Below are 17,986 nucleotides of genomic sequence, written 5' to 3'. Positions count from 1 at the left end.
CATCGCGGGCCCGTCGTTCGTTGACGACGACGGTGAGAGCAGCCGGGAACGGCCAGCGCATTCAGACCAGACCAGCAGCACCAGACCAGCAGCACCAGACCAGCCAAGACGGTGACGGCCAGGGCATTTCACGAGCGGGAAGTCGAGTTCGGAGCACCAGGGGAAGAGGACCCATGACGACGGAGCCGGACAGCTCGGCGGACGCCGAGTCTCGGGGTGCCGCTTCGGCGACGGCCCCATCGGGAGGTGATCGGCCGGCCGGCGGGCTGGCGGACACCTCGACAGGCAAGGCCAAGGTCGGCGTCGCTGACCTGATCTTCAAGAATGCCACCCGCACGGCCGGGGTCGGGCTGCTGGTACTGATCGCCGCGATCGCGGCCTTCCTGGTATTGCGCGCCACCGATGCCCTCGGCGCCAATACCGGGAACTTCTTCACCACGGAGGAGTGGTTCCCCAACGCCACGCCGCCGGTTTTCGGCATCGCCGCACTGCTGTTCGGCACGATGATCACCGCTGCCATCGCAATGATTATCGCTGTTCCGGTCGCGGTGGGTATCGCTCTGTTCATCACGGTGTACGCGCCGCGCCGGATGGCCTCCGCCCTCGGCTACATCGTCGATCTGCTGGCGGCCGTGCCGAGCGTCGTCTACGGCCTGTGGGGACTGCTCGTGCTCGCGCCGCACATGAAGGGCATCCAGAGCTGGCTGACCGACTACTTCGGGTGGATTCCGCTGTTCGAGACCGATCGCGGGGTCGGTCGGTCGATCTTCGTTGCCAGTGTCGTCCTCGCGATCATGATTCTGCCGATCGTCGCCGCGCTGTCCCGCGAGGTGTTCCTGCAGGTGCCCAGTGCGCATCGGGAGGCGGCGATGGCGCTGGGCGCGACCCGCTGGGAGATGATCAGAACCGCCGTCCTGCCCTACGGCAAGCCGGGCGTCATCAGCGCCTCGATGCTGGGCCTCGGGCGGGCGATGGGCGAGACCATCGCGGTTGCCCTGGTCCTGCCGGCGTCGTTCAACATCTCCTGGCAGATCCTCGCGCCGGCCGGTAACACCATCGCCGCGAACGTGGCGAACGGATGGGGCGAGGCCAACGACATCGGCCGCGGTGCGCTTATCGCGTCCGGTCTCGTGCTCTTCATCGTCACCATGCTGGTCAACATCATCGCTCGCGCCATCATCGCGCGGCGGCGTGAGTTCTTGGGGAGTGCCGCATGAAAACCGCGACCGTTCCCGGCAGCGCCGTCGCGGGCGGTGAGGACCGGCTGCAGCTGCGGGGCCGGGTCCTGCCCCGCTGGGTACCGCTCGCCGCCGCTGCCGGTGCCGTCGTCCTGACGGTCCTGATCTATCTGGTGACCTCGATCTCCAGCAGGATCCAGTTCCTCCTGCTGGTCGCCGTCTTCTTCATCCTCGCGATGACCGTGCCCTCGACGCTGGTCGAGGGCGCCCGCCGGGCCCGGGACCGGTTCGCGACGAACCTGGTCTACGCCGCCTTCCTGCTAGCGGTCATCCCCCTGCTCGCGGTGCTCGTGAATGTGATCGAGAAGGGTGCGAGGCGGCTGCGCCCCGGATTCTTCACTCACTCGATGAACGGCATCGGTGCCCGTGACGTCGGCGGTGGCATCTACCACGCGATCATCGGCACAGTGGAGCAGGTCGCGTTGGCGAGCCTGCTGGCCGTGCCGTTCGGTCTGCTGGTGGCCATCTACCTGGTGGAATATGGCCGCGGCCGGGTCAGCCGGGTGATCAGTTTCTTTGTCGACGTGCTCACCGGTCTTCCCTCGATCATCGCGGGTCTGTTCATCCTGGCGTTCTGGATCCTCGCCCTTCACCAGGGCTTCTCCGGATTCGCGGGTGCCCTGGCCCTCACGGTGCTCATGATTCCGATCGTGGTGCGCTCCGCCGAGGAAATGCTGAAGCTCGTTCCGGACGAGCTGCGGGAGGCCAGCTACGCCCTCGGGGTGGCGCGTTGGCGGACCATCCTCAAGGTGGTCGTCCCCACCGCGTTGCCCGGGATCGTGACCGGCGTCATGCTCGCGGTCGCCCGCGTTGCCGGCGAGATCGCGCCGCTGCTGCTGACCGTCTTCGGCACGAACCTCATCAACGCCAACCCGTTCTCCGGGGAGCAGTCCGCACTGCCGCTGTACATCTACTCGCAGGCCGGCCAGCCGCAGCAGGCGGCGGTGGACCGGGCCTGGGCCGCCGCCCTGGTACTCATCGTCATCATCATGCTGCTCAACTTCATCGCTCGTCTGATCGCCGGACGCTCGCGGCTGTGATGACCCTGGCTCGGGACGGCGGCATGGCACAGATCACGCCCTATTCCATTCTCACGTCCTATCCCATCCCATCTGATCCGATCATCTGAAACAGCATCCAGGAAGATCGTGAGTCGAGGTAGCCATGGCCACCCGCATCGACGTTTCCGGGCTGACGGCGTACTATGGGAAGTTCAAAGCCGTAGCCGACGTGAACCTGACCATCGAGCCGAAGAACGTCACCGCATTCATCGGGCCGTCCGGATGCGGAAAGTCGACGGTGCTGCGCACGCTCAACCGGATGCACGAGGTGCTTCCGGGGGCCCGGGTCGAGGGGCAGGTACTCCTCGACGGTGAGGATCTGTACGGGCCCGGGATGGACCCGGTGGCCGTCCGCCGCACCGTCGGGATGGTCTTCCAGCGACCGAACCCGTTCCCGACCATGTCCATCTACGAGAACGTCATCGCCGGGCTCAAGCTGAACGGGGTCCGCAAGAAGGCGCTCCTCGACGAGCGGGTCGAGGAGTCACTGCGGGGCGCGAACCTCTGGGAGGAGGTCAAGGACCGGCTGGGCCGGCCGGGCGCGGGCCTGTCCGGCGGGCAGCAGCAGCGGCTCTGCATTGCCCGGGCGATCGCGGTGGAGCCGCAGGTCCTGCTGATGGACGAGCCGTGCTCCGCGCTCGACCCGATCTCCACTCTTGCGATCGAGGATCTGATCGCGAAGTTGAAGTCGAGCTTCACCATCGTCATCGTCACCCACAACATGCAGCAGGCGTCGCGGGTCAGCGACTCGACCGCCTTCTTCTCGTTGGAGAAGACCGGCGACCCCGGCCGCCTCGTCGAGTACGACAAGACCTCGCAGATCTTCAGCAACCCCAAGGAAAAGCGGACCGAGGACTACATCTCCGGACGGTTCGGCTGACGGCCGGCGGGATTGGCGGACAGGACGCGCGGATGCTCCCGGTACCGCGTGGGGCCGGTCAACCGGGGGGGCAAGACCGTGGCTCGGCAGACGAGGACCCGGCGGTTTCGGTAGGCCCGGCGGTCGCGGCGGTAGACCCGTCAGCCGACGGACGTCGGTACCGCGGCCCGTCCGGTGGGCCGCGGAGACGGACGACGGGCACCGGGCCGGGGAGCTGCCCGGCGCTGTTGATCGCGGACGAGGACGTCGACGACGGCATGCTCGACGCCTTCGTCGAGAACGGTGTCGAGGTCAGCGTGGTGGCCGACGGGGCGCTGGCCCTGTTGGAGATCGGTCTGCGACATCCGGCCGCGCTGCTGATCAGTGCCCGGCTGCCCGTGGTGGACGGGGTGACCGTCGTGCGGACGGTGCGTAGCGTGCCCGGTCACGACGACGTGCCGATTCTCCTCGCGGTCGGCCCCGATGACCGGCCGCGAGCCGCCGCCGGACTCGACGCGGGGGCCAGCGCCTGCGTCGGCAAGCCGTACCGGGTTCCCGAGGTCCTCGCGATGGTGGGGTTCATCGGAATCGGACGGGCCGGAACGTATCCGCCTCGGATGCGCGAGCCGGAGGTGCTGCGCGGCGGACGGGTGCAGCTGGACCGCGCGGCACACGAGGTCCGCCTCGACGGGGCCGTGGTCCCGGTCCCGCCGCGGGAGTTCCGGCTGCTCGCGCTGCTCCTGGAACAGGCGGGCCGGGTCGTCCCGCGCGAGACGCTGCTGCGGGAGGTCTGGGGTTCGGCGCAGACGGAGACGAACACGCTCGCCGTGCACGTGCGGCGGCTGCGGCGGCGGCTGGGCGAGACGGCCGGCCAGCCGACGGTCATCGAGAGCATCCGCGGGGTCGGCTACCGCTTCCGCGCCGTTCCCGATCCGGGTTGAGCCCTTCCGCAGGGACGTCAGCTGGGCAGCGCGTAGACGCCCGGCGCCACCCGTACCACGAGACCGTCGTCGATCAGCCCGGCGAGGGCGCGGGTCCGCTGCACCGGATCGTCCCAGACCTGGTCAAGGATCTCCTGACCCACCGCCGGACTGGCGTCACGCAGGACGGCGAGCAGCCGGCCGCGGACCTGGCGGTCGGTGCCGGCGTACCCCTGGGGCCGGCGTGCGGGTCCCGCGCTCGGCGGGCTGCCCGCGGACACCCACGCACACCGTCCCAGCAGGGGGCAGGCGGCGCAGCGAGGCGCCCGGGCAACGCAGACCAGCGCGCCGAGCTCCATGAACGCGGCGCTGGCCCGGGCGGCCGTCTCGGTGTCCGGCGGCAGCAGCTCCGCGATCTCGACCAGGTCGCGGCGGCTGACCGTGGCCGGCGGGTCGGCTCTTCCCTCGACGGCCCGGGCGAACAGCCGGCGCACGTTGACGTCAACGACCGGATGACGCTGGCGGAAGGCGAAGGCGGCAACCGCCCGCGCGGTGTACGTCCCGATGCCGGGCAGCGCGAGGAGATCGTCGAGGTGTTGGGGGATCTCGCCGTCGTGCCGTTCGACGACGACGGTCGCCGCCTGGTGCAGCCGCAGGGCGCGCCGGGGGTAGCCCAACCGGCCCCACGCCCGGACGGCCTCCCCGGCCGGCTCGGCGGCGAGCGCGGCGGGCGTCGGCCACCGGTCCAGCCACGCCTCCCAGACCGGCAGCACCCGGCTGACCGGGGTCTGCTGCAGCATCACCTCGCTGACCATGATTGCCCAGGGGCTCGTCAGGGGACGGCGCCACGGTAGGTCTCGGCCACAGACGGCGAACCAGCCCAGGACGAGATCGGCCAGTGGTCCGGACGCGCTGCTGATTCCGGCTGGGCTGGCTGGGCCGGCTGGGCTGGCTGGGCCGGCTGTGCTGGCTGTGCTGGCTGTGCTGGTCATTCCCGCCATCGTGCCAGGCGACCAGGCCGGCCGGAGGCGGCAGGCGGCCTCCCGTCGCCTTCGGCTACCACACGTAGCATTACCGTGTGTAGCGTTACTATACGTAGCGTTCGAGAATGCTTGACTCGGCGAGCCGGGAGAGGCCCTCGCGGACCGCTCGGGCGCGGGTCTCCCCGACGCCGTCAACGGCCTGCAGATCGTCGACCCCGGCGGCGAGCAGTTTCTGCAGGGTGCCGAAATGGTCGACGAGCCGGTCGACCACCATCCGTGGCAGCCGGGGCACCTTCGCCAGCATGCGGTAGCCGCGTGGACTGATCTGCCGGTCCAGGATGTCCGCCCCGCCGGAGAATCCGATCACCCGGGCGAGGACGGTGAGATCGAGCAGGTCGGTCGGAGACATCGCGGACAGCTCACCCAGGACCTGCGCGGGCGTCCCCGCCTTCGACCCGATCGGCAGATAGTCGCGGACGGTGAGTTCACGCTCGGTCTCGACCCCGGCCATCAGCTCCTCGAGCTGCAGGGACAGCAGCCGGCCGTCGGTGCCGAGTTCGACGACGTAGCCTTCGATCTCGTCGGCTATGCGGCGCACCATCTCCAGCCGCTGGCTCACCGAGATCGCGTCGCGGACCGTGACGAGGTCCTCGATCTCCAGCGCGGACAGGGTGCCCGCGACCTCGTCTAGCCGCAGCTTGTAACGCTCGAGGGTAGCCAGGGCCTGGTTCGCCCGGGACAGGATGGCGGCCGAGCCGTCCAGCACGTACCGCCGCCCGGCGACGTACAGCGCGATGATGTGCATCGACTGGCTGACCGAGATGACGGGGAACTCGGCCTGCTTGGCGACCCGCTCGGCGGTTCGGTGCCGCGTGCCGGACTCCTCTGTCGGCACCGTCGGATCCGGCACCAGATGCACCGCCGCGCGGACGATGCGCTGCAGGTCGGACGACAGCACGATCGCGCCGTCCATCTTGGCCAGCTCGCGTAGCCGGGTCGCCGAGAACTCCACGTCGAGCTCGAAGCCGCCGGTGCACAGACCCTCGACGACCTTGTCGTGGCCGAGGACGATCAGTGCGCCGGTGTGCCCGCGCAGGATGCGTTCCAGGCCGTCGCGAAAGGGGGTTCCGGGCGCGACCGCGGCCAGTGTCGCCCGGAAGATGTCGTCTCCGGGTGGTCCTGCCATCAGGCTCCCTCAGCTCCTTGGCTTCCCCCACCGTCTCCCATTACCACTGTCGTGATGCTATCGGGGCGACGGGAGCCGGTGGGGTCCACCTCATCGTGAAGTACCGATATGGTTAGAAAAATACACACTTTCTATGTTTCATGCATTTTGCTGATCGCGCCGATCAGGTCGGGTACCTCGGTGACTTTCATGCCGTCCGGAGCCGGGCCGGGGTCCGCCGGAACGAGCGCCCGGCGAAAGCCGAGCCGGGCCGCGGCGGCGAGCCGTTGGCGTACCGAGCCCACCGCGCGGACCTCCCCGGCCAGGCCGACCTCGCCGATGGCGACGAGATCGGCCGGCAACGGACGGTCCCTGGCCGCGCTGACGATCGCCAAGGCCGTCGCGAGGTCCGCCGCGGGCTCGGCCAACCGAACCCCGCCGACGGTCGCGGCGTACACGTCGGCCCGGCCGAAGCGCACCTTCGCCCGGCGCTCGACCACGGCGAGAATCATCGCCACCCGGGCCGGATCGAGCCCGGACACGGCGCGCCGGGGGATCTGCGCCGAGGTTTCCGCCACCAGGGCCTGAACCTCGGCGACGAGTGGCCGTCGGCCCTCAACCGTTACGGTGACACAGGTTCCCGGCACCGCCTCCAGCCCCGCGCCGCTGGACCGGGACAGGAACAGCCCGCTCGGGTCGGCGATGCCATGGATACCGGAATCGTCCATCTCGAAACAGCCGACCTCGTCGGCTGGTCCGTACCGATTCTTGCCCGCGCGGACCAGGCGCAGTGCGGAGTGCCGCTCGCCCTCGAAGTGCAGCACCACGTCGACCAGATGTTCCAGGAGGCGTGGTCCGGCGACCAGGCCATCCTTCGTGACATGGCCGACAAGCACCGTCACGAGTCCCAGCGCCTTGGCCGTCCGGATCAGGGCCGCGGTGACCTCACGGACCTGGGTGACCCCGCCCGCGGCTCCGTCCACCCCGGCCGCGGAGATGGTCTGCACCGAATCGACCACCAGCAGGGCCGGTGAGACCTCCTCGACGTGACGCAGGACGGCGCCGAGGTCCGTCTCGGCGGCGATCCACAGGTCCTCGTGCAGCGCACCCGTCCGACCCGCCCGCAGCCTGACCTGCGCCGCGGATTCCTCCCCGGTGACGACCAGGGCGCGGGCACCGGCGGCGGCGCTGCGGGCCGCGACCTCCAGTAATAGGGTGGACTTGCCGACCCCCGGTTCCCCGGCGAGCAGGATCACGGCGCCGGGAACGAGGCCGCCGCCCAGCACGCGGTCGAGTTCGTCGATCCCGGTCGGACGACGCCGCGTCGCGGTCACGTCAACGGACATGACCGGCAGAGCCGGTGCCGTCACTGCGGCGGACGAGGCGGAACGACCCCCCGCGACCAGGCCGGCCCCCCGGCGTGGGGCGGGGGCCTGGGCCTCCAGCGTGCCCCACTCCTGGCAGCGCGAGCATCGTCCCGCCCACCGCACGGACTCCGAGCCGCAGCTGTTACACCGGAACCCGCCTGAGGCCGCACGACTCGACGGGCGACCGCCGGCCGACGGGCGAGTGGATGCCATGGACGCAACGTTAGTCCGCTGGTCCGACATGTCGGCGACAGCGGCGCGCGGAATGGGTTCCCGGGCGTCGGGTACCCGCGAATGGGGATACCCCGGCCGGATCCCGCTGGGCGGGTCAGCCCAGCGGCGGGTCAGCCCGCGGTGGTGGCGCCGGCCGCAGGGCTCGCGGCGGGGGCCGACGTGACCCGGGAAGCGGCAGTCGACGAGGTCGTGCCGACCGTCGAGGCCGGCGTGGCGCCGGCCGACGGCGAGGCGGACTGCCCTGCCCGCGGCGTCCCGGTGACCGCGCCCGGAGCCGCCGAGGCGCCGGGCGCGGGCTGCTCTACCGGGACGTCCAGGGTGATGCTGCCGGCCTTGGCGAAGGTGATGGTGACGGGCACCTGGGACCCGATCAACAGGTTCTGCTGGACGTTCTGCAGGGTCGGCGCGGAGCCGTCGGCAATGAAGATCTTTCCGGAACCGGGTGGCAGCTCGGCGGGGCTCGGGACCCTGCCGCCCGCCGCCAGGGGGGAGGACACACCGATGATGGTGTCAGGCTCGGTGCCCGCGTTGAAGAACGCCGAGACGATCTGTGCGGAGTCTCCCCGGGACAGCGGGCCTGCCACATAGACATTGCGTAGCGTGATGCTGCCGACGGCGCTCGAGACGCTGTTGGTCGTGGTCCGGGCGAGGTTTGTCACCGCGTCGTTGCCGGAAGCGCAGCTTGCCAGGCCAGCGGACCCGACCACCGAGGCCAGGAGCGCGACACCGATCCGGTGGGAGGCGATGCGCCGCCTGAAGGTGGACTGTCGGCCGGCGTCGTGGCCCGACTCCGGGGCGGCGGACGCCCCGCCGACGGCGGGTGTGGCTGACGTGAAACGGGCACCCAGACGGCGGCTCACAGCTCGGTGGCTCCTCCTGCGCGAGACCGGTGCCTCGGGTGCGCACCGGTGCTGGTTGACGGTCGCCCCGGGGAGCGACCACCGGTGGCGCCGCCTCCACCGCCGGCCGTCGTAACCGGTGCGGAGGGGTCACCCCCGGTGCCCGGATGATTCGGTCTAAGACGGTCCGTCTCCCGACTCACCCGTGCGGGGCTAACACTAGCCATCCCCCGGCATCACGTGCGGCGGCTGTGGGCGGTACGAGAGCCGCGGATCCGGCCCAGGAGCACGCTCGGGCCGGATTTCGGCGCCCTATCCGGGCCGGCTGGCCTGGGCGATCGGTCCGAGCGACCCCGGACGTGGGCAGCATCACGGCGTGGGGGGAGTCACGACCTGTCGGGCGACCCGGCGAGCGCCGTCCGTTCCGTGGCGATAGCCCATTTTCATGACGAGATGACCGTTACATAGCGATGTGTCGCGATGTGTCCGGTGTGCCGCGGCGGGACCGGTCGGGTGGATCGGGTGGGCCGGGGCCCGGGCGGGACCCCGTGCCGGCCCGCGCCGGGGGTTCGCCATGCGGCCCGCGCTCAACGTACAGCCAACATCCGCCGGATCGTCACCCATTTTACCTGGTAGGACATCTTCGATGTCGGTGCGCGGCGATCTGACGGGTGGCTGGGCGGATCTGTAGTCCCTGGGTGTCCGTCCTCCGGAGCGGGTGGCCGGAAGGCGGCGCCGGGTCCCTCACCCTGGCGTTGCTGGTCTTGAGTACCTGCAGCGTGCGTCTGACCTGCGGCGATGCGTGCGTGTTACGCTGGTAGAGGCGGAAGGGGCACGTGACACATGGCGTTCCAAGTCGGCGAGACCGTTGTTTACCCGCATCATGGTGCTGCTCTGATTGACGCGATTGAAACTCGCGTCATCAAGGGCGAGGAAAAACTCTATCTCGTGCTGAAGGTCGCTCAGGGCGATCTGACTGTCCGAGTTCCGGCCGACAACGTCGGCATGGTCGGGGTGCGTGACGTCGTCGGGCAGGACGGGCTGGAACGGGTGTTCGAGGTGCTCCGCGCCCCGCACACCGAGGAGCCCACCAACTGGTCACGACGGTACAAGGCAAATCTTGAGAAGCTCGCCTCCGGCGATGTGAACAAGGTGGCTGAAGTCGTCCGTGACCTGTGGCGACGCGATCGCGAACGCGGTCTTTCCGCGGGCGAGAAGCGAATGTTGAGCAAGGCCCGGCAAATCCTCGTCAGCGAGCTTGCGCTCGCCGAGGGCACCAACGAGGACAAGGCGGAGGCCATGCTCGACGAGGTTCTCGCCGGATGATCGTAGGCTCGTTGGCGCAGGCGTAATTCGTCCGGCCGACAGGCGATCTATTCGGCACGGCATGATAATCCGGAAAGGCATTCTCTTTCCGGGAGACCGCCGTCCCGAGCGCGTTGCCGACTCAGGTTCCGGCTGAGTGGGCGTCGAGACGGTGGTGGGCGGTGTTGCGCCCACCGGCGGCTCGCGCCGAGCCGGCTGGATCGGCCAGGCCCTCGTGGCGGATGGCACACGGGAGGTCCTGTGGTGGGCGAAGGTCACCGGTTGCCGGTGGCGAGCCCCCGGGTGGCGGCGATCGTGCCGGCTGCCGGCCGGGGTGAGCGGCTGGGGGGAGGTACTCCCAAGGCGCTGCGAGCCCTCGGGGGCAGGCCCATGCTGGTGCGCACGGTGGAATCGTTGCGTCGCTCCAGGCTGGTGACGCAGATTGTCGTCGCGGCGCCACCGACGCTGGTCGATGCCGTGGCCCAGTTGCTTGGCGGGGACGTGTATGTGATCGCCGGAGGCGCCGAGCGGGTGGATTCGGTCCGCCGCGCCCTGCGAGCCGTGGACGACGACGTCTCCGTGGTACTGGTCCACGACGCCGCCCGGCCGCTGACGCCCCCCGAGCTGGTCGACGCGGTGGCGGCTGCGGTGCTCGACGGACATCCCGCGGTGATTCCCGTCGTGCCGCTGGCCGACACGGTCAAGGAGGTGGACGCCGACGGGCGGGTGGTGCGTACCCCGCCGCGGGACGGTTTGCGAGCCGTGCAGACCCCGCAGGGATTCCGCCGCGACGTGCTGAGCGCCGCGTATGCGCTCGAGGACATCGCTGTGACCGACGATGCGGGCCTGGTGGAGGCTCTGGGAGTGCCGGTGACGACCATTCCCGGCGCGCAGGAGGCATTCAAGGTGACTCGACCGGCGGATCTCGTGCTCGCCGAGGCGCTACTCGCCCGCTGCGACCCCGCGGACGACGCCCGGTCCGCGGAGGCCCGGTCCGCGGAGGCCCGGTCCGAGGAGCCTCAGTTCGCGGGTGCCCGGTCCACGGACGCCCGGAGTGGCGGATGACCGGCGGCCCGCGGTGGGACGAGCCCGTCGTGGACGCCGCGCCCATCAGCCGGCAGGCCCCCGCGTCCAGCTTGGTGAACACGGTGATCCTGCCCCGGGTCGGCGTCGGGGTCGATGTGCATCCGTTCGCCGCCGGCCGGCCGTGCTGGGTGGCCTGCCTGGAATGGCCGGGGGAGACCGGGCTCGCCGGACACTCCGACGGGGACGTCGCCGCACACGCGGCCTGTGACGCACTTCTCACCGCCTCGTGCCTCGGTGATCTGGGTCGGGTGTTCGGCACGGACCGACCGGAGTACGCGGGTGCGTCGGGCGCGGTCCTGCTGGCTGAGACGGCTCGGCTTCTCGGTGCCGCCGGTTGGGCGATCGGCAACGTCTCGGTCCAGGTCATCGGGAACCGGCCCAGGATGGCCGGGCGTCGCGAGGATGCGCAGAAGGCGATGTCCGTGGCCTTGGGCGCATCGGTGAGCCTGTCGGCCACCACCACCGACGGACTCGGCCTCACCGGGCGGGGCGAAGGCTTGGCCGCCATCGCGACCGCGCTCGTCATCCGCGCCTGACGGCGGGCCCGTCAGGCGGTGATATGCCGTTTTGTCATCGACTGACTGCGTGCCGGCGCGGAGATGAGAGGGTGGGCCGACCCTGGCCCCTCCCCGAGGAGTCTGATGGCTGACCGCCTTCCCGAGCCGGTGAGGGCCCTTGCCGACGCCCGGACCTACGTCGTTCTGGCGACGATCCAGCCCGACGGCTCGCCGCGGATGACCGTGCTGTGGGTGGACCGCGACGAGGACGAACTGCTGCTGTCCACGGTGCGGGGACGTGCGAAGGAACGCGACATCGCAAGGGATCCGCGGGTCGGACTGATGTTCCTCGACCAGGGCGATCCCTACGGTTACGTCGAGGTCCGCGGGACCGCGACCCTGACCGAGGAGGGCGGCCGGGAACTGATCGACCGGCTGTCGGTGAAGTACACCGGAGACGTGTACCGGTGGGATGATCCGGATGAGGTCAGGGTGGTCGTCCGGGTCGTGGCGGACCGGGTACTGACGGTCGGCTGACCCTCCCCTTGGGTCCCGTCGATCGAGCGGGGGCCGTACCCTTGACAGATGGGTCTCCACCTCTACGACACGCGCAGGCGGCGTGTGCGGCCATTCGAGCCGCTACGCCCCGGTCACGTGGGCGTCTACGTGTGTGGGCCCACCGTGCAGGCGGCCCCGCACGTGGGCCACATCCGCACGGCGCTGCCCTTCGACCTGCTGCGCCGGTGGCTGGTGCAGTCCGGCCGTTCGGTGACCTTCGTGCAGAACGTCACCGACATCGACGACAAAATCATCATCAACGCGGATCGGGACGGCACCTCGGTCTGGGAGCTCGCCACCCGGCAGACCCGCGCGTTCGACGACGCCTACCGCACTCTCGGGATCCTGCCCCCGACGATCCAGCCGCGCGCCACCGGTCACATCCCCGAGATGATCGCGCTGGTGTCGGCCCTCGTGGAGGGGGGCTACGCGTACGCCAGCGGCGGTTCGGTCTGGTTCCGGGTGGGTGCGTTCGCCGACTACGGAGCACTGTCCCACCAGCGACCCGACGCGATGCAACCGTCCGTGGAAGCCGAGCCCGGCAAGGCCGACCCCCGCGACTTCGCGTTGTGGAAGGCAGCCAGGCCCGGTGAACCGTTCTGGTCGTCCCCCTGGGGTGACGGCCGGCCGGGCTGGCATCTGGAATGCTCTGCGATGGCCGGAAAATACCTCGGCCCGGTCTTCGACATCCACGGCGGCGGACTCGACCTGGTTTTCCCGCACCACGAGAACGAACGGGCCCAGACGGTCTGCGCCGCCACGGCCCGCCCGGCGTCGAACGCGGCTTCGGCCGATTCGCCCGGCCCCGGTGGTGGCGAGCCCGGTGGTGGCGAGCCCAGTAGCGGCGAGATGGCGCGCTACTGGATGCACGTCGGCCTGCTGACGACCGGCGGGACGAAGATGTCGAAGTCGTTGGGAAATTCCGTCCTGGTGGCCGACGCCCTCGACGCGGTCCGTCCGCAGGTTCTGCGTTATCACCTGCTTTCCGCGCACTACCGGTCCACGCTCGAGTACAGCGCCGAGGCACTGGCGGAATCCACCGCGGCCCACGACCGGGTGGAGACCTTTGTCCGCAACGCGTTGGACATCCTCGGCGGGCCCGGGGAGGCGGCGGCACTGGCGGCCGACGAGGTCGTCTCGTCGGTGGCAGGGGCGCAGCCGACGGTGGCCGGAGCCCGGCCGGTGCCGGTTCCCGGGCCGGGTGGTGAGTCGAGGCTCACTCCGCGGCGGGCCTGGTCCGATTTCACCATCGCCATGGACGATGATCTCGCCGTCGGGCGTGCGCTGGCGGCCCTGTTCGGCGCGGTGAGTCAGGGAAACCAGGTGCTGTCGAAGGCCCACAGCCGGGAGCTGGCCGGGTGGGTGGACGTGACCCGCCGGATGCTGAACATCTTCGGTCTCGACCCGCATGAGCAGTGGCCCACCGCAGGTGCCGAGTTCAGGCCGGCGCTGGACGGCGCGATGCAGGTCGTGCTGGATCTGAGGTCCGCGGCCCGGGCCCGACGGGACTACGCGGAAGCCGACGCCATCCGGTCGAGACTGGCAGCCGCCGGCCTGATCGTGGAGGACACTCCAGAGGGCCAGCGCTGGCATCTGGCCTGATCCGATCGGCGGGTCGCCTGCCGCCCCGGACAGCGGCAGGCGACCTGGTAGATCAGCGGGCGCGCAATGTGATGCGCGTCCAGGCGCCCAGGTAGACCCGGTCCCCGTCACGAAGCGGAACGGGCTGGCCGGGCTCGATGGGGTCCGGTTCGTCGTTCAGTCGGGTGCCGTTGGTGGAGCCCGGGTCGCGGACCGCGTAACCGCCGTCGGGCAGCAGTTCGAACAGGGCGTGGCTGCGGGAGATCCCTGGGTCCTCCGGCGCTCCGGACAGGTCGATGTCGGGATGGATGCCACGGGACTCGCTGCGCCGTCCCACGAGCATCTGAGAGCCGGCCAGGGCGAAGACCCGACGAGGGTAGAAGGTCGGGAACGGGACCCGGTGGTCGTCGCCGCTGTCGTAGTACTCGCGCTCCGCCTCGACGATGGCCTCCCAGACGGTGCTGCCCGCCGACGCGCGGTCCCGGTCCCATCCGGCACCACGCCCGGCGCCGGCCCGCGGGTCGTCGAGGACCGCGTCACGGGGGTCGACGTGGCCGCCGCGGGTGCCGCCGAGTTCCGGATCGCCCAGTCGCGGATCGCCCAGTCGCGGATCGCCCAGTCGCGGATCGCCCAGCCGCGGATCACTCAGCCGCGGATCACTCAGTCGCGGATCACTCAGCCGCGGGTCGGCGCCGGGCCGAGCGTGCCGCGGGTCGGTCGTGTGCCGCGGGTCGGTTGTGTGCCGCGGGTTGCCGCCCCGGCTCTGGGTGACCCGGTCGCCGGCTGGCGCGGGCGGGGCGGAGGCGTCCATGCCCAGCGGGTCCGCACCGTAGCCGTACTCGGCGTCGCGCCGGCTCCGGCGGTGCGTGTCCGACTCGCGATCAAGGTCGCCCCGCGGATCCGGATATCCACCCGGCGTCCGGCTGTCGCGGCCGGTGGGGTAGCCGCCGCGGTCGGCCCGGTCGTCATGGCCGCGGCTGTAGGGGTCGCGGTCGTAGGGATCGCGGGGATCGCGGGGATCGAGGTCGGGGTAGCCGCCCGGGACGCGCTCCTCGCGGCTGTCGCGGCCGGTGGGGTAGCCGCCGCGGTCGGCCCGGTCGTCATGGCCGCGGCTGTAGGGGTCGCGGTCGTAGGGATCGCGGGGATCATCGCGGGGATCGAGGTCGGGGTAGCCGCCCGGGACGCGCTCCTCGCGGCTGTCGCGGCCGACGGGGTAACCGCCACGGTTCTCCGGCGTGCCCCAGTCCCGGCCGTAGGGATCGCGCCCGTGGTCGATCCGGTCGTCGGGGGCCGGCCGCTCGTCACGCCCGCGTGGGTAGGGGGCACGATCATAGCCACCGGGCGGGCCGTAGGGGTCCTCCTGATAACCGCGGCCCCCCCGGGACTGGTCGGGGTAGCCGTCGCGGCCATACCCGCCATACGCGTCGCCGCCGCGCGGGTCGCCGCCGCGCGGCGGGTCCGTCACCCCGGGCAGGTCGGCTGGCGAACGGCGGATGCCCAACGGGTCGTAGCCATCTGGACCGTCCGCATCCGGGCCGGTCTGCTCGGCTGGCCCACGCCGGCGGTTCCCGTCAGCCGAGCGGCCGGGGGCATCTGCTCCGTAGGGAGCTCGCCCGCCGTCCTCCGGACGGTATTCGTACCTCTCCTGACCACTCATGATCCCAATTCCGCACCGATCGCAGTAGTCGGGTCGTGAGACAGGTGCCCCGTAGGGCATCGTGCCCTCACCTGATCACCGGTTCACCCGGAGGGTCCTCGTCGACCGTGTGTCAAGGACCATCTCATCGATCTCATCGATCTTCTTGACGTTCTTCTTCAACCGAACCGTACCTGTTGTGGCATTGTCGACGTGAACCACCTTCTGTAGGAGGCGGTAGGTGTCTCCGTTGCCGGAGGCGAGCGCCAGCTGAGCGCCGCGTCCGAGCAACAGTGTCGCAGTCGCCTCGTCGTCGGCCCGACGCGCCTCCAGACCCCGTAGCACCGCGGCCGCGAGTTCCGCCTGGTCGGTGTAGTGGGCGACCGGGTCGTTGATCCGGCTCCACTGGGTCTCATCGTCCGTCCAAACCGCTCGGACCAGCGCCTTTGACGTCACCCGGCCGTCGACGACGAGGCTGACCCGCGCCGCCAGCGCCTCGGTTCCCAGCGCGCGGGCGGGCACCTGGACATTCAAATGGTAGTCGCGCGACTCGATTCCCCACGCGCCGGTACGGTACCGGAAGGTACTCGTTCTGGTAGACCTCCGCGGCGAAGGCGCTCATCAGTCCTCCACCCGGGCGGCCACCACCGTGATGTTGTCGTGTCCCCCGGAGTTGATGGCGAAGTCGACGAGGTGGCGGGCGACGTCGATGGCCTCGCAGTGGGGTGGGAGCTGGTTGACGAGCGCGGCCATCACGTCTGGCCGGGACGCGTAGTTCCACAGCCCGTCGCTGCAAACCAGTACCGTGGCCGGCGCCTCGATCGGGAACATCTCGGTGTGCGGCGCGACGTCCTCGACGTCGCCGCCCAGCCAGCGGGTGAGGGTGTGCGCCCGCCGGTGCGTCTCGGCCTCGTTGGCCGGGATGAGCCCCGCGCGCGCGGCCTCGGCCGCCCAGGTGTCGTCGGCGGTCAGCCGCTCGCACCAGCGCGGACCGAGCAGGTAGACCCGGCTGTCGCCGACCCAGCCGACTGTGACCATGCCCGGCCCGTCCGGGGTCGGCGGGGTGACGATGGCCGCGGCGAACGTGCACGACGGCGCCATCCGCCCCTCGGCCGCGCTGAGTTGGGCGATGGTCGCCTGGGCCGCGTCGACGGCGGCGTGCAGCGCGGCCTCGGCGTCCTCCGGGGAGAACCCGCCGACAACCGCGCGGGGCGATGTTCGCGGCTTCTTGTAGTCGGCATACGACGGTTCGAGGATGTCGAGCATCTCCTCGGCCCGGCTGACGCCGCGCGACGGGCGGGTGCCGTGGTGGACGGGGCGCCCCGGGCCGTGGGCACGCACCGCATCCGCGAGGACGGCCATGGCCGCGGCCGCCGCGGCGGCCGAGGCCTGCCCGGAGCCCGGAGTGGTCGATACGCCGTCACACACCACCGCGATCAGCGTGCCGTACACGACGGCCAGGCCCATGGCGTCCTCGTTGGTGGTGTGCCGGACGCCGCGGTCGCACACGCCGGCGAGCTGGCCGAGGTCGACCTCGCTGTGGTCGGCGTCGCCGTGGCCGGGGTGCGGACCCTCCAGCCCGTGACCACAGACCTCGCAGTACCGGTCGTCGGCATACACCGGTGCCGCGCACACCGGGCAGCGACCCAGGTCGTCGTCGAGTTCGAACGGCCCGCTCCCGGTGATCTGGTAGGCGACCGTGGGGGCGTCGTCATGCGGGTTGAGGTCCACCGTCATGCCGCCGGGAGAAATCGGACGCGGCCGGAAACAGCCGGGAGAACGCATGCGGGCGGTGTGCGCAGAGCCATGTGCTGGGTGCCTCCTGCCCCTGACGATCGGGTCGTCGATGCTCGCCGTGGCCGTCTCGGGACACCGACGGCGCGCGCCCGATGATCGACCGAAGTGGTCGCACTCGTCGAGCTGGTCATCACACATTCATGGAGATGTATTCTCCCAGCTTCCCCCACGGCACGTCGAGGGTGTAAATCGCCGTGCCGGCGACCTGATCCGACGCGCCCGCCATCGTCGGCGGGCGACCCTAAAAGAGCGTAAAGGCCGGGGGTGGATGGTGGCAGGGCCCCCGCATCCCGGGGAACCCCGGGCCTGCCGATCGGCGTGGTCACGCGGCCGCCGCTCATGACCCGCACCTCCGCTCGCGTCGTCACGTCGTCTCCCCGGGTCCGCCTGGGCCGCCGGGCCGGGAGGTGGCGCTCAACGTTCTATGCCGGGCATTCTCCAGGAATGTCACCGCCGCGGCGGTGACACCGCCAGGTCGGGGAGCACACCCGCCGAACGCCCGCGACGGCGTGCCGCGCGGCCCGGCAGCCGTGACGAGCGCGGTACCGTAGGCCTCCACTCCGCCGAGCGTGGTGAGACTGGCATCGAGATCGTCGATGTTGATCAGGTGGCTCCCCGCCTTCGCCATGGGGCACCAGCGGTCTTCGGCCCGCGACCACCCGGCGGCGGGTGGAAGAACGATGCGCACCTGACCCTCCTGACGCCGGTGAGGAGCGGCCGGACCACATCAGGTCGGGCCGTGGGCCTGCCGGCCCTCAGGATAGGGCGCCGGGTCCCCGGAAACGGCCATGTCGAGGTATGCCCATGGCAGAGCTCCTCCGCCGAGTTCCCGCCGAGCTCTCGCCGAGCGCGCCCCGACA

General features: G+C 70.8%; 16 protein-coding genes and 1 pseudogene. 9 read left to right on the top strand and 8 right to left on the bottom strand.

What is annotated here, in order from left to right; translation table 11 throughout:
* Positions 1-173 precede the first annotated feature (173 nt).
* From pstC to FRANCCI3_RS21540, 4 genes are all read left to right on the top strand, one after another.
* On the top strand, positions 174-1,217 hold the full coding sequence (gene pstC, locus FRANCCI3_RS21555) for a phosphate ABC transporter permease subunit PstC (RefSeq protein ID WP_011438618.1): 1,044 nt from the start codon (positions 174-176) through the stop codon (positions 1,215-1,217).
* Positions 1,214-2,278, top strand: coding sequence for a phosphate ABC transporter permease PstA (pstA, locus tag FRANCCI3_RS21550; protein ID WP_011438617.1), 1,065 nt, complete (start codon positions 1,214-1,216; stop codon positions 2,276-2,278). The genes pstC and pstA overlap by 4 nt, the downstream gene beginning before the upstream one ends.
* Positions 2,279-2,402: 124 nt before the next feature.
* Complete coding sequence (pstB, locus tag FRANCCI3_RS21545) at positions 2,403-3,179, top strand: phosphate ABC transporter ATP-binding protein PstB (protein ID WP_011438616.1); 777 nt, start codon at positions 2,403-2,405, stop codon at positions 3,177-3,179.
* 227 nt (positions 3,180-3,406) lie between these two features.
* Positions 3,407-4,099, top strand: coding sequence for a response regulator transcription factor (locus FRANCCI3_RS21540; protein WP_308726834.1), 693 nt, complete (start codon positions 3,407-3,409; stop codon positions 4,097-4,099).
* Positions 4,100-4,116: 17 nt separating this feature from the next.
* On the opposite strand, the gene FRANCCI3_RS21535 is transcribed toward FRANCCI3_RS21540, so the two are convergent.
* From FRANCCI3_RS21535 to FRANCCI3_RS21520, 4 genes are all read right to left on the bottom strand, one after another.
* On the bottom strand, positions 4,117-5,079 hold the full coding sequence (locus tag FRANCCI3_RS21535; RefSeq protein WP_011438614.1) for an A/G-specific adenine glycosylase: 963 nt from the start codon (positions 5,077-5,079) through the stop codon (positions 4,117-4,119).
* A gap of 88 nt (positions 5,080-5,167) precedes the next feature.
* Positions 5,168-6,247 (bottom strand): DNA integrity scanning diadenylate cyclase DisA, encoded by a 1,080-nt coding sequence (gene disA, locus FRANCCI3_RS21530; RefSeq protein ID WP_011438613.1) that lies wholly within the window; start codon positions 6,245-6,247, stop codon positions 5,168-5,170.
* A gap of 131 nt (positions 6,248-6,378) precedes the next feature.
* Entirely contained in the window at positions 6,379-7,836 is a 1,458-nt protein-coding gene (gene radA / locus FRANCCI3_RS21525; RefSeq protein WP_011438612.1) for a DNA repair protein RadA, read from the bottom strand.
* A gap of 101 nt (positions 7,837-7,937) precedes the next feature.
* Entirely contained in the window at positions 7,938-8,687 is a 750-nt protein-coding gene (locus FRANCCI3_RS21520; protein WP_011438611.1) for a hypothetical protein, read from the bottom strand.
* An 822-nt stretch (positions 8,688-9,509) separates the two neighbouring features.
* On the opposite strand from FRANCCI3_RS21520, the gene FRANCCI3_RS21515 reads away from it, so the two are divergent.
* The 5 genes from FRANCCI3_RS21515 to FRANCCI3_RS21495 all read left to right on the top strand — a co-directional run bounded on the left by FRANCCI3_RS21515 (position 9,510) and on the right by FRANCCI3_RS21495 (position 13,714).
* Positions 9,510-9,992 (top strand): CarD family transcriptional regulator, encoded by a 483-nt coding sequence (locus tag FRANCCI3_RS21515; protein ID WP_006545253.1) that lies wholly within the window; start codon positions 9,510-9,512, stop codon positions 9,990-9,992.
* Positions 9,993-10,235: 243 nt separating this feature from the next.
* A complete protein-coding gene (gene ispD, locus FRANCCI3_RS21510; protein ID WP_011438609.1) occupies positions 10,236-11,036 on the top strand; it encodes a 2-C-methyl-D-erythritol 4-phosphate cytidylyltransferase in 801 nt (266 codons plus the stop codon).
* A gap of 74 nt (positions 11,037-11,110) precedes the next feature.
* The gene (gene ispF, locus FRANCCI3_RS21505; RefSeq protein ID WP_035729408.1) at positions 11,111-11,593 is read left to right on the top strand and encodes a 2-C-methyl-D-erythritol 2,4-cyclodiphosphate synthase; all 483 of its coding nucleotides are present in this window, start codon (positions 11,111-11,113) and stop codon (positions 11,591-11,593) included.
* Positions 11,594-11,698: 105 nt separating this feature from the next.
* The gene (locus FRANCCI3_RS21500) at positions 11,699-12,091 is read left to right on the top strand and encodes a PPOX class F420-dependent oxidoreductase (protein ID WP_011438607.1); all 393 of its coding nucleotides are present in this window, start codon (positions 11,699-11,701) and stop codon (positions 12,089-12,091) included.
* 48 nt (positions 12,092-12,139) lie between these two features.
* The gene (locus FRANCCI3_RS21495; RefSeq protein WP_011438606.1) at positions 12,140-13,714 is read left to right on the top strand and encodes a cysteine--tRNA ligase; all 1,575 of its coding nucleotides are present in this window, start codon (positions 12,140-12,142) and stop codon (positions 13,712-13,714) included.
* 52 nt (positions 13,715-13,766) lie between these two features.
* On the opposite strand, the gene FRANCCI3_RS21490 is transcribed toward FRANCCI3_RS21495, so the two are convergent.
* The 4 genes and pseudogenes from FRANCCI3_RS21490 to FRANCCI3_RS21475 form a co-directional block, all read right to left on the bottom strand.
* Complete coding sequence (locus FRANCCI3_RS21490) at positions 13,767-15,350, bottom strand: FHA domain-containing protein (RefSeq protein WP_235608249.1); 1,584 nt, start codon at positions 15,348-15,350, stop codon at positions 13,767-13,769.
* A 75-nt stretch (positions 15,351-15,425) separates the two neighbouring features.
* Positions 15,426-15,905: pseudogene (locus FRANCCI3_RS21485) on the bottom strand (hypothetical protein); the annotation flags it as partial.
* Positions 15,906-15,950: 45 nt separating this feature from the next.
* Complete coding sequence (locus tag FRANCCI3_RS21480) at positions 15,951-17,066, bottom strand: PP2C family protein-serine/threonine phosphatase (RefSeq protein WP_023840700.1); 1,116 nt, start codon at positions 17,064-17,066, stop codon at positions 15,951-15,953.
* A 424-nt stretch (positions 17,067-17,490) separates the two neighbouring features.
* On the bottom strand, positions 17,491-17,814 hold the full coding sequence (locus FRANCCI3_RS21475) for a hypothetical protein (protein WP_011438602.1): 324 nt from the start codon (positions 17,812-17,814) through the stop codon (positions 17,491-17,493).
* Positions 17,815-17,986 lie beyond the last annotated feature (172 nt).

Origin of the sequence: Frankia casuarinae (assembly GCF_000013345.1) — a bacterium.
Taxonomy (GTDB): Bacteria; Actinomycetota; Actinomycetes; order Frankiales; family Frankiaceae; genus Frankia; species Frankia casuarinae.
This window is presented reverse-complemented; position numbering and strand designations above follow the sequence as displayed.

Coding starts and splice junctions, on each gene's coding strand:
- pstC (WP_011438618.1), top strand. CDS start 174: ATGACGACGGAGCCGGACAGCTCGGCGGACGCCGAGTCTCGGGGTGCC.
- pstA (WP_011438617.1), top strand. CDS start 1,214: ATGAAAACCGCGACCGTTCCCGGCAGCGCCGTCGCGGGCGGTGAGGAC.
- pstB (WP_011438616.1), top strand. CDS start 2,403: ATGGCCACCCGCATCGACGTTTCCGGGCTGACGGCGTACTATGGGAAG.
- FRANCCI3_RS21535 (WP_011438614.1), bottom strand. CDS start 5,079: ATGGCGGGAATGACCAGCACAGCCAGCACAGCCAGCACAGCCGGCCCA.
- disA (WP_011438613.1), bottom strand. CDS start 6,247: ATGGCAGGACCACCCGGAGACGACATCTTCCGGGCGACACTGGCCGCG.
- radA (WP_011438612.1), bottom strand. CDS start 7,836: ATGTCGGACCAGCGGACTAACGTTGCGTCCATGGCATCCACTCGCCCG.
- FRANCCI3_RS21515 (WP_006545253.1), top strand. CDS start 9,510: ATGGCGTTCCAAGTCGGCGAGACCGTTGTTTACCCGCATCATGGTGCT.
- FRANCCI3_RS21500 (WP_011438607.1), top strand. CDS start 11,699: ATGGCTGACCGCCTTCCCGAGCCGGTGAGGGCCCTTGCCGACGCCCGG.
- FRANCCI3_RS21495 (WP_011438606.1), top strand. CDS start 12,140: ATGGGTCTCCACCTCTACGACACGCGCAGGCGGCGTGTGCGGCCATTC.
- FRANCCI3_RS21490 (WP_235608249.1), bottom strand. CDS start 15,350: ATGAGTGGTCAGGAGAGGTACGAATACCGTCCGGAGGACGGCGGGCGA.
- FRANCCI3_RS21480 (WP_023840700.1), bottom strand. CDS start 17,066: ATGACGGTGGACCTCAACCCGCATGACGACGCCCCCACGGTCGCCTAC.